This is a genomic window from Mammaliicoccus sp. D-M19, assembly GCF_022386695.1.
Lineage (GTDB): Bacteria > Bacillota > Bacilli > Staphylococcales > Staphylococcaceae > Mammaliicoccus > Mammaliicoccus sciuri.
On the sequence record NZ_JAJNHW010000003.1, the window covers coordinates 275,789 to 290,966 of the forward strand.

Here is a 15,178-nt window from a genome sequence, read left to right on the forward strand (position 1 = left end):
TTTATTATATTAAATCTTTAATACTATATAAGGATTGTAATTCAAAGTCGGGTTTAACCTCTATATATTCAAAATCACTAAAATTACGATTAACCCATGCCGTTTGAAATCCAAACTTTTGTGCACCAACAATATCCCATTTATTTGATGATACAAATAGTACTTCATCTTTATTATATGGAATATTTTCTTCTAGCAATGCGTATCCATTAGAATCTGGTTTATACACGCCAAACTCTTCAAGAGACAAGATAAACTTAAAGTAACTCGTGATATTTGAATAATCTAGTACTTGTTCTATCATGTTTTTATTGCCATTACTAAATATTATTTGATCGACTTCTGATAGTTCTTTTAATGTATGTGCGACATCTGGAAATGGCGTTAATTGATTATATGCTGCCATACATTCGTTAATTTCTTTCAATGAGTAATCAAAATCATTTCTACTGAGCACATATTCAAGTGAATCACGAATCACTTTACTAAATGGTTTATATTCATCCACTAATTGTCTCACATGTGTATATTCAATTAATTTATATCGCCATGCTTTAGCAATCCTATCTCCATTTCCCGGGAATAACTTTTCACATTTTTCTCTTACACTATCTATATCAACAAGTGTTCCATATAAATCATATACAACTGTTTTAATCATTTCATCACCCCTTTAAAACATCACTCATTATATTATATCCAAATGTATATAAAACAATCACACAAAATATATTGCTGACAATATTTTTAGTTTATACAATAAAACCATGTCACCGCAAATCGGACATGGTTTCATAAATTGATTTATTTAATTAAAAACTTTTGACTTAAAAAGTCAGCGACACCATTTTCTACATTTGTACGTCTCGTAACTTCACTACCTAACGCTTTAATATGATCAGGTGCATTTTTCATAACAATTGGATTGTCTACAAACTCGAGCATTTGTCTATCGTTATCACTATCACCAATCGCAAATGTTTCAGTATCTTCTGCAATTCCTAAATAGTCTAAAGTCGATTGAATAGCTGTCGCTTTGTTAACACCTATAGGCATTGTTTCTAAATTACAAGTTGTTGAATGAGATATTGAAATATCTAATTCTTCTTTCATTGGTACGATAAGCTCTTCCCATTTTTTAATTTCTGATTCGTATTTTTTGAAGAAATAAAATTTAGAATAAGCATCTTTAGGTATATCATCAACCCAATTGATTTTTTCACTTAAAGCTTCTTGTCGTGATTTCCATTCATTACGTTCTACATCACCTAATTCATCTGTTTGGATTTCAGAAAGTAATAACGTTTTATCACGTTTTAAGGCGATACGATTTTTATAATATGGAAATAACTCATAATAAATTTGATGTTGTTCTGCTAAATCAACAAGTTTACGCACTGTTTCCATAGGCAGTTGGTGTTTAAATATTTCTTTTCCATTAATATATCCTACTGCTCCATTTGAAGATAAGATACCATCAACTTCAAAGTTCTCTGGTACTAAATATGGAATTTCATCATATGCTCTTCCTGTCGCAATAAATACTTTAATGCCTTTTTGTCTAACTTCTTGAATAACATCATTTGTATGATTCGTGACTCTGTTGTCTTCATTTAAAATTGTCCCGTCCATATCTAAAAAAACTGCTTGATTCGTCATGTTGAATCCTCCATATCATTTATCAATATCTATTATTTCATGCTCACAGCGTAAAGGCAATTTTTTTAAATACATGTTACTTTTTAGATAAAATTGGTCTATTATTTTTAAACTCAACATCTACATCAATTCCAAATAAGTTACTCATATTATCACTGTTTAATAGCGCTTGAATATTACCTGATTTGAATACTTCACCATTTTTCAATAAAAGTATGTTTTTAAAGATTGGTAAGACTTCTTCTAAATGATGTGTCACATAAATAATGGTTGGTCCATCACTATCTTGTCCGATATACTCAATTCTTTCTAACAGATCTTCACGCGCTACAAAGTCTAATCCATTTGTTGGTTCATCAAGAATGAGCAACCTCGGTTCAGACATTAATGCTCTACCTATTAATACGCGCGTTTGTTCACCTTGTGATAGCGTTTCAAACCTTCTATTTATATAATGTGTAATACCTAGTGTTTCACAAATATGTTTCGCTTTTTCTTTAATTTCTTCAGTAGGTTCTTCATAAACACCAATTGACGCATAAGCACCACTAATGACTGTTGTAAAAGCATTGTCCTGTTGTCTCATTTTCTTAAATAAAGATGACGAAACATAACCTATTTGTCTTCTAATGCCATCTGCTGAATAACCTGGTCTTCCTTGTTTCATATCTAGTATTTCAAATTCCCCAGATGATGGAGCAGTATACGCGTTAATAATATCGAGAATAGTAGATTTACCTGCACCATTTAGTCCGTATAACACCCAATGTTCTCCATCTACTATTTCCCAAGAAATATCTTTTAATATGTATTTACCTTCTCTAATCCAATTAATATGTTTCAAATCAAGAAGCATACTTACATCCCCTTTAATATAAGAATTTAGAATATTCACTTATTGTACATGAAACATCTCTTATATTAAAGGTGATTGGACAGGAAGGCTAAATTTTATCATGCTTATTCTGGATTAATATCGAATCTTAATCCATCTGGCGAAATCAATACTTCAGATGCTCTATTCGGTATTTGCATATCGATATTAGCAAGTCCGTAACTATGATCTAAATCTTCACGTTTTTTATTAGATTGCCATGTATTAATCGCAATATGGTGATGATAATCTTTCGTTGACATAAATAATGCATTAGGGAAATTACCTACAACAATTTTTAATCCTAATGTATCAGTATAGAAATCTTTGCTTTCATTGATGTTGCTTGTTTTTAAATGTAAGTGGCCAATCTTAGCACCTTCAGGCATACCATTCCAACCTTCAGTTGAAACATGTTGGACTAATGCTTCTGCGTCTACTTCAAGTGTATCCATATTAACGTTTCCATCATTCCATACCCAAGTTTCTGGATCTCTATCTCTATAAATTTCTAGACCATTTCCTTCTGGATCATTTAAATACAATGCTTCTGACACGATATGATCCCCAGCGCCAAGTCTTACATTTAATCTTGAAGCATGTAATAAAAAGTCAGCTAAATCGGCAGTTGTTGGTAATAATATTGCTAGATGGAATAATCCAGCTTCTCTCATACTTGGTTCTCTACCATCCACTAATAAATTTAATGTAATAGTATGACCTGAGTTACCAATTTCAAATACAGTTTGCTTATCATCTTTACTTTTTATATTTAAACCTAAAATACTGTCATAAAATACAGTCATTTTTTCTAAATCTTTAACATTTAATGTAATGCCTTTTACTAAATTTGCATCTTTACCATGAAACATAACTTGCACCTCTTCTTATTTATTAATAAATAATAGTATACTTTATATACTATAAAAAGTATACTAGTTTGTTTCAAAAAGCAAAAAAACCTATACGACACAATTTAAAATTGAATCCGTATAGGTCCTTTTATTACAATTCCATTTCTAATCTCACCATATCTTTGCATTGTATATCATTCTCAAAGATAGGTTCTTCGTAATACTTTACAAAATAATCAATATCTATTGATTTCATTCTAAATCCAGCTTGTTGATAAAGTTTCAACTGCCCTATACTTGAGTTACCTGTTCCTACAGTTATTGTATGACAATGTAAATTTCTCGCTTCATTAATCATATGGTCAATTAATAATTTCCCTATACCTTGATTTTGAAAATGTGGATCAACTGCTAAATTAACTAATTCATATGTATTAGGTCTCGTTAATAATCCAACTGCAATTCCGATATCTTGATGATCTTGTTGATAAACATATACTTGTCCTCTAGTAGCATAATCATTAACAGCATGTTGACTTTCATCTGCTAAAGCTAATAATTCATAATGCCTATCATTTAACTGCTCACATAAAGTTATCATTGTATCACCTCCATTGTTTAAGTTATGAAACTTTCTTCTTTCTAATAAACCAAATGATAAATACAATTATACCAATTGCAATGACTGCATACATAAAGTGAGAATAAACATCCATATAATTGACGATTTGATGCCAATTATCTCCTACTTTAGCGCCTACCAGTACTAATACTAAATTCCAAATCAATGTACCGATTGTCGTTAATACTAAAAATAACCATTGATTCATACCGCTCATACCAGCTGGAACGGATATTAAACTTCGAATAAGTGGAATAAATCTACAGAAGAATACAGTCCATGGTCCATATTTATCGAACCAAGCATCTGCTTTTCTTACATCTTCTTTCGTTAACCTAAGATATTTACCCCATTTCTCGATAATTCTTTCGATTCTTTCAACATTTAGAATACGACCAATCCAATATAATATGACAGCACCGCCTACAGAACCTATTGTAGATGCAACGACTACACCTAAGACTGTTAGATCTGACTTAGTGGTCATGAAACCTCCAAATGTTAAAATAACCTCTGATGGTATGGGTGGGAAAACATTTTCCAATAATATCAATAAGGCAATACCAAAATAGCCAAATTGTTCCATTACACTTGTAATCCAACTCTCCATTGATTTGCTCCTTTAAGTTGATATCTTTCTCTTTTTATTGCTTTGTAAATATAAACATTCGATAATAATAAATAAAACATAATGATGAAACTTAATTATATAATATATGTTGCTGAATAAGTGTAAGACTTAAGTATGAACATGACAATTTATATTTATATGCATTGTCATTACTTTTTATTTTACAATAAAATGATTCATAAAAAAATTCACACCCATTTATATATGAGTGTGAATGAGTATTTATAATTTAACTTTTTTTAATCTTAATGCATTTGTGACGACACTTACAGAGCTTAATGCCATCGCAGCACCTGCAACCCAAGGTGCTAGGATACCTACTGCAGCAATTGGTATGCCTGCCGTATTATAGCCGAATGCCCAGAATAAGTTTTGTTTAATATTTTTAATTGTTGCATGACTTATTTTAATCGCTTTAGGAATAAGTAATAATTCTCCACCAAGAATTGTTACATCTGCCGCTTCAATCGCAACTTCCGTACCAGTTCCAATTGCGATACCAATATCTGATATTGCTAACGCTGGCGCATCATTAACACCATCACCGACCATTGCAACCTTTTTACCATTACTTTGAATATCTTTAATTTTATCGGCTTTTTCATTTGGTAATACTTCAGAAATGACTTTTTGAATACCTACTTGACTTGCGATAGCCTGAGCTGTTCTTTCGTTGTCACCTGTAAGCATCACGACTTCTAATCCTTCCTCTTGAAGCATTTTAATCGCTTCTGGTGCACTGTCTTTAATCGTATCCGCAACTGCGACAATACCTTTAAATGTACGATCCACAGCAACTAACATAGCTGTTTTACCTTCTAATTCTAAATTGGACATGTCTTGTTCAAAATCTTTCGTTTCGATACTATGTCTTACCATTAATTTTCGATTACCCACTAATATTTCTTTATTCTGAATAGTAGCTTGAATACCGTATCCAGGTATTGCATCAAAGTCGTCTACATCATTTAATGCGACTTCTTGTTCTGTAGCATATGCAACAATAGCTTCAGCAAGTGGGTGTTCTGATCCTTTTTCTGCACTTGCTAAAAGACTGAGTGTTTCTAAGTCGCCAGTATAATCCGTAACTTCAGGTTTACCTTTTGTAATTGTACCAGTCTTATCTAGCACAATTGTATTTAATTGGTGTGTACGTTCTAAATGTTCGCCACCTTTAAATAATATGCCATTCTCGGCAGCTTTACCCGTACCAACCATAATGGATGTTGGCGTAGCTAATCCAAGCGCACATGGGCAAGCAATGACAATCACAGCAATTGCTGCTACTAATGCACGTTCAAACTGACCTGGATCCACTAATGTTATCCATACAATAAATGTTAAGATTGATATCCCAACAACAATCGGAACAAAATAACCAGAAATAACATCCGCTAATCTTTGTATAGGGGCTTTAGATCCTTGCGCTTCTTCTACAATTTTAACGATAGAAGCCAGTGCCGTATCTTTACCTACTTTTGTTGCTTTAATATGAATTAAACCATTCTTATTAATCGTTGAACCAATGACTTCTTCATTTATCGTTTTTTCAACAGGAATAGATTCACCTGTAATCATAGATTCATCTATTGATGTACGTCCTTTTTCGATAATACCGTCCACCGGTATCTTTTCACCTGGTTTGATGTATAAAATATCTCCGACAACGACATCATCAATAGGTATCATGAGCTCTTTATGATCACGAATAACTCTTGCTTCTTTAGCTTGTAAATTTAATAAAGATGATAAAGAATTCGTTGTTTGACTTTTAGCGCGTTTCTCTAAATATTTACCAAACAAGATTAAAGTAATTAACACTGCACTTGTTTCAAAATATAAATGCGGCATATAAGATGGATTACCAATTGTTTTGATAGCTTCATATAAACTATAAAAATATGCTGCACTTGTTCCTAATGCCACTAAAACATCCATATTAGCGCCACCATTTTTCAAGTTCTTATAAGCACCAACATAGAACTGCCAGCCAATTATAAATTGAACAGGTGTTGCTAATATAAATTGAAACCAAGGATTCATTAAGATATGAGGCATAGGCATATTAAATAAATGCACAAACATCGTTAATAAAAGTGGTAATGATAAAATAGCAGAAATAATAAGTTTAGTTTTCATTTTCTGTACTTCTTGTTCTTTATGTGTTGTTTTATTTTGAACATCACTTTTAGTAGCAGCGTTATAGCCTAAATTTTTAATTTTATTAATGATATTTTTAACATCTATTATTTCAGGATTGTATTCAACATTAGCTTGTTCAGTCGTTAAATTAACTGTTGCTTGTGTAATGCCTTCTTGTCGATTTAGTACTTTCTCGATACGATTAGAACATGCTGCACATGTCATACCATAAACATCTAATTCAGCCTTTTCAGTTAAGACACCGTATCCGAGATTTTCAATTTTATTTGTTACATCGGATAAATTTGTAGCGTCATTATTGAAAGTGATGGATGCTTTCTCAGTCGATAAATTCACTTGAGCATCAACACCATCCATTCTGTTTAACACTTTTTCAATACGATTGGAACAAGCTGCACATGTCATACCCGTTACACCAACAGTAACATGTTTAGATTCACTCATTTCGTTTACCTCCTTACTTAGAAAATTGTTTAAGTACACTCATCAATTCATCAATCATTTCTTCACCTTCACCATTTTGAATAGCATCCGTCACACAATGTTTAACATGTCTTTCCGTTACCGCAAGTCCAACATTTTTCAAAGCAGACTGTATTGCACTAATTTGTACTAATATATCCACACAATATCTATCTTCTTCAACCATACTTTGAATACCACGCACTTGACCCTCAATACGTTTAAGTCTATTGATCACTTTATCTTTTTCCTCTTTAGTTCTAGGTGTTACAGTATGTTCATGTAAATATTCACTCATACAATCACGTCCTCTCTTTAATTAATACTATACCCCCCTATAGTATATTTTTCAATATAAAAGCTCAAAAAATTTATAATGAGATGTTGAATAACGGCAGTTTATTATTATGGGCTGCCTTAGTTACACTTCCCCGGACTTTTGTTACTATAGACTGCCTTAGTTACATTTCCCCAGACTTTTGTTACTATGGGGCACCTTAATTACATTTCCGCCGACTTTTGTTACTATGGGGCACCTTAATTACAATTCCGCCGACTTTTGTTACTATAGACTGCCTTAGTTACATTTCCCCAGACTTTTGTTACTACAAGTCATCATACACGCCTATCCGTATATAATATATTCAAAATTTACATAAAAAAACACCTGAGCGAGTTGCTCAGATGTTTAATATCATTCTATTCAACTGTAACTGATTTAGCTAAGTTACGTGGTTTATCTACGTCACAACCTCTGTGTAATGCAGCGTAGTAAGAGATTAATTGTAATGTGATTACTGATACGAGTGGTGATAACATTTCATGAACGTGTGGTATTACATACGTATCATGATCGTGTTCTAAACCTTCCATAGAGATAATACATGGATTAGCACCACGTGCTACAACTTCTTTAACGTTACCACGAATCGATAAGTTAACTTTTTCTTGTGTAGCTAATGCAATGATTGGAGTACCTTCTTCAATTAATGCAATTGTACCGTGTTTTAATTCTCCTCCAGCAAAACCTTCTGCTTGGATATAAGAAATTTCTTTAAGTTTCAATGCACCTTCTAAACCTACATAGTAATCCATTGTACGTCCAATAAAGAATGCGTTACGTGTTGTTTCTAAGAAATCTTTAGCAATTTGTTCCATTTTAGGCGCATCGTCAACAATTGCAGTGATTGCAGTTGTTACTTTCGCTAATTCAGGAATAATATCTACGCCAGTATTTTTGTTATGTGCATTCGCAACTACTTGAGAAAGAATTGCTAATACTGCGATTTGTGCTGTGTATGCTTTTGTTGATGCAACAGCGATTTCAGGTCCAGCGTGTAAAATTAACGTATGATCCGCTTCACGAGATAAAGTTGATCCTGGTACATTTGTAATTGTTAATGCTTTGTGACCTAAACGTTTAGCTTCTACTAATACTGCACGGCTATCTGCTGTTTCACCTGATTGTGAAATAAAGATGAATAATGGTTTTTCAGATAATAAAGGCATGTTGTAAACGAACTCTGAAGCTACATGTACTTCGGTAGGAACGCCTGCCCATTTTTCAATGTATTCTTTACCTACTAAACCAGCATGGTAACTTGTACCACATGCAACGATATAAATTCTATCTGCTTGTGCAACATCTTCAATAATTTCTTTATCGATTTTAAGGTTACCCTCTTCATCTTGGTAGTTTTGAATAATGTTACGCATAACACCTGGTTGTTCGTGAATTTCTTTTAACATGTAGTGATCATAAGTACCTTTTTCAACGTCTGAAGCATCGATTTCAGCTTTATAGCTATCTCTTTCAATTACGTTACCTTCTTGGTCTTTAATGATCACTTCATCTCGTTTTACGATAACAATTTCGTTGTCGACTAATTCTTTATAAGTATCTGTTACAGCTAACATAGCAATTGCATCTGAAGCAATTACATTAAATCCATCACCGATACCAACTAATAATGGTGATTTATTTTTAGCTACGTAGATTGTGTCAGCATCTTGTTCATCTAATAAACCTAATGCATATGAACCATGTAATAATGATAATACTTTATTGAAAGCATCTTCTGTAGTTAATCCTTCGTTTGAGAAGTGTTCAATTAATTCAACAATAACTTCAGTATCAGTATCTGATTTAAAAGTGATACCTGATAAGAATTCATTTTTAAGTTGTTCATAGTTTTCAATGACACCATTGTGTACTAATGTGAAACGACCAGATGTTGATTGGTGAGGGTGAGCGTTCTCATAGTTTGGCACACCGTGAGTTGCCCAACGTGTATGTCCAATACCAATATTTCCATCAAAGTCATCAGAAGCTGCTTTACGTAATTCAGCAATTCTTCCTTTTTCTTTAAATACTTTAATTTCTTCTTCGTTTCTTACAGCAATACCAGCTGAATCATAACCTCTATATTCTAATTTTTCTAATCCTCTAAGTAATAATTCTTTAGCATTTGCTGTACCTATATATCCTACTATTCCACACATAATCAAAATTCCTCCAATTTTAAATAAGCGGTCAGACTTTAAAATTTTAGTCTAGTCGCTTTCAATACTCTGTTCAATTTATGGCTATTTCAATGTCTTTGGACATACAGTCACCTATATGCTTTAAACATTGAACTTCGAATGGGCCACATCCGGGATAGCATCCGCCGATAATTCGATAACTATCCTCCTCGTCAACAAAGTTCATAACACTCATTCAGCATGTATCTGATTATACGTGCCTCTTCAATCGTGTATACTCTTTGTTCAGGCGCTATAAGTTTCCTTATTTCGATAAACCTCACAATCCTCCTTAAGCAAGCTCTCTTCATTCTACAATGAAATTGTAAGTTGTGCAATTATAATACTATATTTAGTGCAATTTTCTCATAAAAATATAATAATAACAGTTGTAATAAATAAAACAAAAAATCTGAGACATACAAAAGTTGTCTCAGATTAATAATATATTTATTCAATTCCCATTTCTTGTTCTACTACTTCTGCAATACTGTTAACAAATCTTTCAGCATCTTCTTCTGTTTTAGCTTCAACCATTACACGTACAAGTGGTTCAGTACCTGATGGTCTTACTAATATGCGACCTTCGCCATTCATTTCAACTTCAACTTTAGTCATGATTTCAGAAACTTTAGCATTTTCTTCAACACCATATTTATCAGAAACTCTTACGTTTACTAATTTTTGTGGATATTTTTTCATTTTGCTTGTTAAGTCACTTAAACTTTTACCTGATCTTTTAACGATACTTGCAAGATGCGCACCAGTCAGTAAACCATCACCAGTTGTATTATAATCCATCATAACGATATGACCTGATTGCTCTCCACCTAGGCTGAAAGAACCACGTCGCATTTCTTCTACAACATATCTATCTCCAACTTTAGTTTTGTTAGATTTAATGCCTTTTTCTTCTAGTGCTTTATAGAAACCTAAATTACTCATCACTGTTGAAACGACCATGTTATCTTTTAATTCACCATTTTGTGCCATATCTTCAGCTAACACATACATGATTTGGTCACCGTCAACGATTTGTCCTTTATCATCTACAGCAATGATTCTATCCCCATCACCATCAAAAGCTAAACCAAGATCTGCACCATGTTCAATAACAGCTTTTGCTAATTCTTCAGGGTGTGTAGAACCAACATTTAAGTTAATATTATAACCATCTGGCTTACAACCAATTGTTTCGCTAGTTGCTTCTAAATCACCGAATAAATATGGCGCAAGAGAATAAGTAGCACCATGTGCACCATCTAGGACAATTTTCAATCCATCTAAATCTCCATCAACAGTTGATTTAATATAGCTTATATATTTTTGTGCACCTTCAAAGTAATCCGAAATATGATTTAATTGGTTACCTGTTGGTCTTGGTAAATTGTCTTCTGTAGAATCTAATAAGTTTTCAATTTCTAATTCTTCATCATCCGTTAATTTGAAACCATCTGGACCAAAGAATTTAATACCATTGTCAGCTACTGGATTGTGTGACGCACTGATCATAACACCTAAATCTGCATCCACTTCTCTCGTTAAATAAGCTACACCTGGTGTTGAAATAACGCCTAATCTCATGACTTCTGCACCAATTGATGAAAGACCTGCGATTAGAGCTGCTTCTAACATTTCCCCAGAAACACGTGTATCTCTACCTACTAATACTTTAGGATTTTCACTACCATGTTTCTTCGATAATACATAACCACCAAATCTACCTAATCTAAATGCGATTTCTGGTGTTAACTCTGAATTAGCTACACCTCTAACACCATCTGTACCAAAATATTTGCCCATTATAATTCTCCTTTAATTCGATTAGTTTTTAGAAGTTTCTATTTTTGCTTCAACATTTTTAAATTCTGCTTCGTCCACACCATCAGGCAAGCTAAGATTTATTTTTTTAGTTGTATCACCGTCAACATTAGAAATATCGACAGGTACATCTATTGATCCTATACCATCAAGCACGTTTCTCGAACCATATATTTTAACTTCGTTTTTATCTAAAGTAATATCATCAATATTTATATTTTTAGATGCACTACCTTTTGTAACAGGATTTAATGTCACAGTTTTACTAGATCTTGCAACTTTAATATTTACGTTAACAGTATCTGGTCTAATCTGAACGTCAAGTTTATTTAAATTGCTATCAAGCACACTGATACCCGCTTTTTCGGTCGTATCATCTGTTAATTGCTTCGTTTCATCTAAAGTAGCTTTAACATAAGCAATTTTATTAAGTTCTTCTTGTCCACCTGTAATTGTTACTTGTGATGGATTAACAGTTTCTCCTACTAGCTCATATCCAGAAGCAATTCTGTTTTGGTTAATCTCTGCTTCAATTGGATATTTTTTAGAAACTTTGTCTTGTAACGTTACATTTGCGCTTTTAGGCACAACTGTCGCTTTAAGTTCATCACTTAGTCCTTTGATTTTAAAGTTTTCTTTATATTGTCCTACTGATTTATTTTTCAAATCCAATTCTACTTTAAAATTCAATAATTTTTCAGCCTGTAATATTGTTGATTGTGGACCAGAAACTTTTACATCTACTGTTTTAGGTGCGCCAGATAAATATAATTCTTTTGTATTATAGATTGTATCTACCGGAACATCTTCTATTACATGATCTGAACTTTTCAAAGCATTTTCTGAAAACAAGCTACCGAACACATTATTCACAGATAAGAACATGAGTAGCGCTAAAATTAAAGCTACAAAACGTAAACCCCATTTAGATTCTAGCATCTACTTCACATCCTTTCTGTTTTGAACAGAACCAAACCAATGCTCAACTAGTAACTCTCTAAAGGCTTCACTTGATATTTCTTTTCTTAACCGACCATCAATTGTTACAGATATTGAACCTGTTTCTTCTGATACTACAACTGTAAATGCATCTGATACTTCTGAAATTCCTACAGCTGCTCTATGACGCGTCCCTAAACTTTTAGAAATTTTTTGACTGTCAGATAACGGCAAATAACTTGCTGCTGTAGCAATTTTTTGTTCACGTATAATCATCGCACCATCATGTAATGGTGTATTTGGAATAAAAATATTTGTGAGTAATTCTTGAGAAATATCAGCATTAATAGGTATCCCTGTTTCTATGTAGTCTTGAAGACCAGTTTCTTTCTCGAATACAATTAATGCACCTATTCTTCTTTTGGCCATATACTGAACAGCTTTATCAACACTATCAGTTAACCTTTCTTGTTCTGCTGATGTCGCTACATTTACTCGTTTAAATAGACTTCCTCGCCCTAATTGTTCCAACGCTCTTCTAAACTCTGGTTGGAATATTACAATGATTGCTAAAAATCCCCATTGCAATACAAAATCAAATAAAAGCGTAGTAGTCGTCAAATTCAAAAAATTACTTACTGTTCTACCAATTATGATGAAAAATATACCTTTTAATAGTTGTATCGCTTTTGTACCTTTAACGACCGTTATGATTAAGTACAATACATACCATACAATAATTAAATCAAGTATACCTGTTATAACTTTTAAGGCACTTAATTCACCAAAAATGTCAGGTAACTGCATAGTATCTCCTCCGTGTTTCATTTACCTAGTGCTTATTATAACAATTTTTGAGATATATTGTTAATTTAATTATATATAAAATAAAAAAAGCCTCTATAAAAGAGACTTCTTTATTAAAGTATATTTTATCCATGATTGTCAATTATAATAATTTCTCTCCAAAGAATGAACCCATTAATCCAATTGCTTGATGAGCCGTTTTATTATATTCATCGATAAGAGGATTTACTTCAACTAGATCAGCAGATACAATTAAGTTTGACTCATGAAGTAACTCCATAGCTAAGTGACTTTCTCTATATGTTGCGCCTCCCGGTACTGTTGTGCCCGTACCAGGCGTTTCGACTGGATCTAATGCATCAACATCCAATGAAAGATGTACACCATCCGTTTTATCCTTTAAGTAATCTATCGTTTCAGATATAACTTGATTCATGCCAAGTTTATCTATATCTGCCATTGTATATGTACGTATGCCTGATTTTTTAATATATTCCTTCTCACCATCATCTAAATCTCTCATACCAATTAGAACGATATTTTCAGGTTTTACTTTATTCTTATAACCACCGATATTCATTAATTCATCATTACCTTCACCTAATAAGACTCTTAATGGCATTCCATGAATGTTCCCACTCGGTGAAGAATCTAATGTATTTAAATCTCCATGTGCATCATACCAAATAACCCCAAGATTACTATAATGTTTACTGATACCAGCTATTGATCCAATTGATAACGAATGATCTCCACCTAAAATTAAAGGAAAGTTACCATTATTCATTGTTTCATTTACTGATTCATATAAGTTATTTGAAAATGAAATCACTTCATCTAAATTTCTTAAACCTTCTTGTTCGCTTTTATATTTTTTCATATCTATAATAGGTGATTCAACATTACCTTTATCTATGATATTATGACCTATATTTTCTATTCTCTCAATCAAACCAGCATATCTCAATGCATCTGGCCCGAAATTAACGCCTAATTTCCTTTGACCAAAAGCAGTTGGTGCACCGATTATTTCAATGTTCTTTTTCATAATTTCAAATCCCCCTTAATTTGCATTACTATTATATTCTAGTATATGTAAACACTTACATCAAGCTATATAAGGGTTTATGGATAATATTAATATATTCCAAATATTTATACGTATATACATCATTTTATGCATATTTTCATCAATAAAAAAAGAGACATTAGATTAACTAATGTCTCTTACATATGAGCCATAGAGGATTCGAACCTCTGACCCTCTGATTAAAAGTCAGATGCTCTACCAACTGAGCTAATGGCTCTTAATGGCTGGGCTAGCTGGATTCGAACCAGCGAGTGACGGAGTCAAAGTCCGTTGCCTTACCGCTTGGCTATAGCCCAAAGATGGTGGAGGGGGGCAGATTCGAACTGCCGAACCCGAAGGAGCGGATTTACAGTCCGCCGCGTTTAGCCACTTCGCTACCCCTCCAGCTTATGAAATTAAATGGTGGAGAATGACGGGTTCGAACCGCCGACCCTCTGCTTGTAAGGCAGATGCTCTCCCAGCTGAGCTAATTCTCCATAAATAATGACCCCTACGGGATTCGAACCCGTGTTACCGCCGTGAAAGGGCGGTGTCTTAACCGCTTGACCAAGGGGCCATGGCTCCACAGGTAGGACTCGAACCTACGACCGATCGGTTAACAGCCGATAGCTCTACCACTGAGCTACTGTGGAATAATAAAATTAAATATTTGCCCGGCAACGTCCTACTCTCGCGGAACGTAAGCCCAACTACCATCGGCGCTAAAGAGCTTAACTTCTGTGTTCGGCATGGG

The 15,178-nt window shown here is 33.3% G+C and carries 13 protein-coding genes, 6 tRNA genes and 1 rRNA gene; all 20 read right to left on the reverse strand.

Annotated elements, in window-relative coordinates; all coding sequences use genetic code 11:
• Positions 1–4: 4 nt before the first annotated feature.
• Complete coding sequence (locus tag LQ675_RS09545; RefSeq protein ID WP_048541283.1) at positions 5–661, reverse strand: haloacid dehalogenase type II; 657 nt, start codon at positions 659–661, stop codon at positions 5–7.
• 143 nt (positions 662–804) lie between these two features.
• Positions 805–1,659 carry a Cof-type HAD-IIB family hydrolase gene (locus LQ675_RS09550; protein ID WP_048541285.1) on the reverse strand — a complete coding sequence of 285 codons (855 nt, stop codon included), beginning with the start codon at positions 1,657–1,659 and terminating at the stop codon, positions 805–807.
• A gap of 76 nt (positions 1,660–1,735) precedes the next feature.
• Positions 1,736–2,515: an ABC transporter ATP-binding protein gene (locus LQ675_RS09555; RefSeq protein WP_048541287.1), complete on the reverse strand. Its 780-nt coding sequence runs from the start codon at positions 2,513–2,515 to the stop codon at positions 1,736–1,738.
• Between the two features lie 104 nt (positions 2,516–2,619).
• A complete protein-coding gene (locus LQ675_RS09560) occupies positions 2,620–3,405 on the reverse strand; it encodes a VOC family protein (protein WP_084755688.1) in 786 nt (261 codons plus the stop codon).
• A gap of 133 nt (positions 3,406–3,538) precedes the next feature.
• Complete coding sequence (locus tag LQ675_RS09565; protein ID WP_075578187.1) at positions 3,539–3,988, reverse strand: GNAT family N-acetyltransferase; 450 nt, start codon at positions 3,986–3,988, stop codon at positions 3,539–3,541.
• 22 nt (positions 3,989–4,010) lie between these two features.
• Positions 4,011–4,619, reverse strand: a complete 609-nt coding sequence (locus LQ675_RS09570; RefSeq protein WP_048541291.1) for a DedA family protein — start codon at positions 4,617–4,619, stop codon at positions 4,011–4,013.
• 243 nt (positions 4,620–4,862) lie between these two features.
• Complete coding sequence (locus LQ675_RS09575; RefSeq protein ID WP_119649452.1) at positions 4,863–7,247, reverse strand: heavy metal translocating P-type ATPase; 2,385 nt, start codon at positions 7,245–7,247, stop codon at positions 4,863–4,865.
• Positions 7,248–7,260: 13 nt separating this feature from the next.
• Entirely contained in the window at positions 7,261–7,563 is a 303-nt protein-coding gene (locus tag LQ675_RS09580) for a metal-sensing transcriptional repressor (protein WP_058592389.1), read from the reverse strand.
• Positions 7,564–7,964: 401 nt separating this feature from the next.
• A complete protein-coding gene (gene glmS, locus LQ675_RS09585) occupies positions 7,965–9,767 on the reverse strand; it encodes a glutamine--fructose-6-phosphate transaminase (isomerizing) (protein WP_048541298.1) in 1,803 nt (600 codons plus the stop codon).
• A gap of 471 nt (positions 9,768–10,238) precedes the next feature.
• The gene (glmM, locus tag LQ675_RS09590) at positions 10,239–11,591 is read right to left on the reverse strand and encodes a phosphoglucosamine mutase (protein ID WP_048541300.1); all 1,353 of its coding nucleotides are present in this window, start codon (positions 11,589–11,591) and stop codon (positions 10,239–10,241) included.
• A 21-nt stretch (positions 11,592–11,612) separates the two neighbouring features.
• The gene (locus tag LQ675_RS09595; RefSeq protein ID WP_048541305.1) at positions 11,613–12,548 is read right to left on the reverse strand and encodes a CdaR family protein; all 936 of its coding nucleotides are present in this window, start codon (positions 12,546–12,548) and stop codon (positions 11,613–11,615) included.
• Positions 12,549–13,355, reverse strand: a complete 807-nt coding sequence (cdaA, locus tag LQ675_RS09600; RefSeq protein ID WP_025907437.1) for a diadenylate cyclase CdaA — start codon at positions 13,353–13,355, stop codon at positions 12,549–12,551.
• Between the two features lie 142 nt (positions 13,356–13,497).
• Entirely contained in the window at positions 13,498–14,403 is a 906-nt protein-coding gene (gene rocF / locus LQ675_RS09605; protein WP_048541307.1) for an arginase, read from the reverse strand.
• Between the two features lie 186 nt (positions 14,404–14,589).
• Positions 14,590–14,662: transfer RNA gene (locus LQ675_RS09610), tRNA-Lys, on the reverse strand.
• Positions 14,663–14,666: 4 nt separating this feature from the next.
• Positions 14,667–14,741, reverse strand: a tRNA-Gln gene (locus LQ675_RS09615).
• A 4-nt stretch (positions 14,742–14,745) separates the two neighbouring features.
• A tRNA-Tyr gene (locus LQ675_RS09620) sits at positions 14,746–14,829 on the reverse strand.
• A gap of 16 nt (positions 14,830–14,845) precedes the next feature.
• Positions 14,846–14,921: transfer RNA gene (locus LQ675_RS09625), tRNA-Val, on the reverse strand.
• An 8-nt stretch (positions 14,922–14,929) separates the two neighbouring features.
• Positions 14,930–15,001: transfer RNA gene (locus tag LQ675_RS09630), tRNA-Glu, on the reverse strand.
• Position 15,002: 1 nt separating this feature from the next.
• Positions 15,003–15,077, reverse strand: a tRNA-Asn gene (locus LQ675_RS09635).
• A gap of 19 nt (positions 15,078–15,096) precedes the next feature.
• Positions 15,097–15,178: ribosomal RNA gene (gene rrf / locus LQ675_RS15085) — 5S ribosomal RNA — on the reverse strand; the annotation flags it as partial.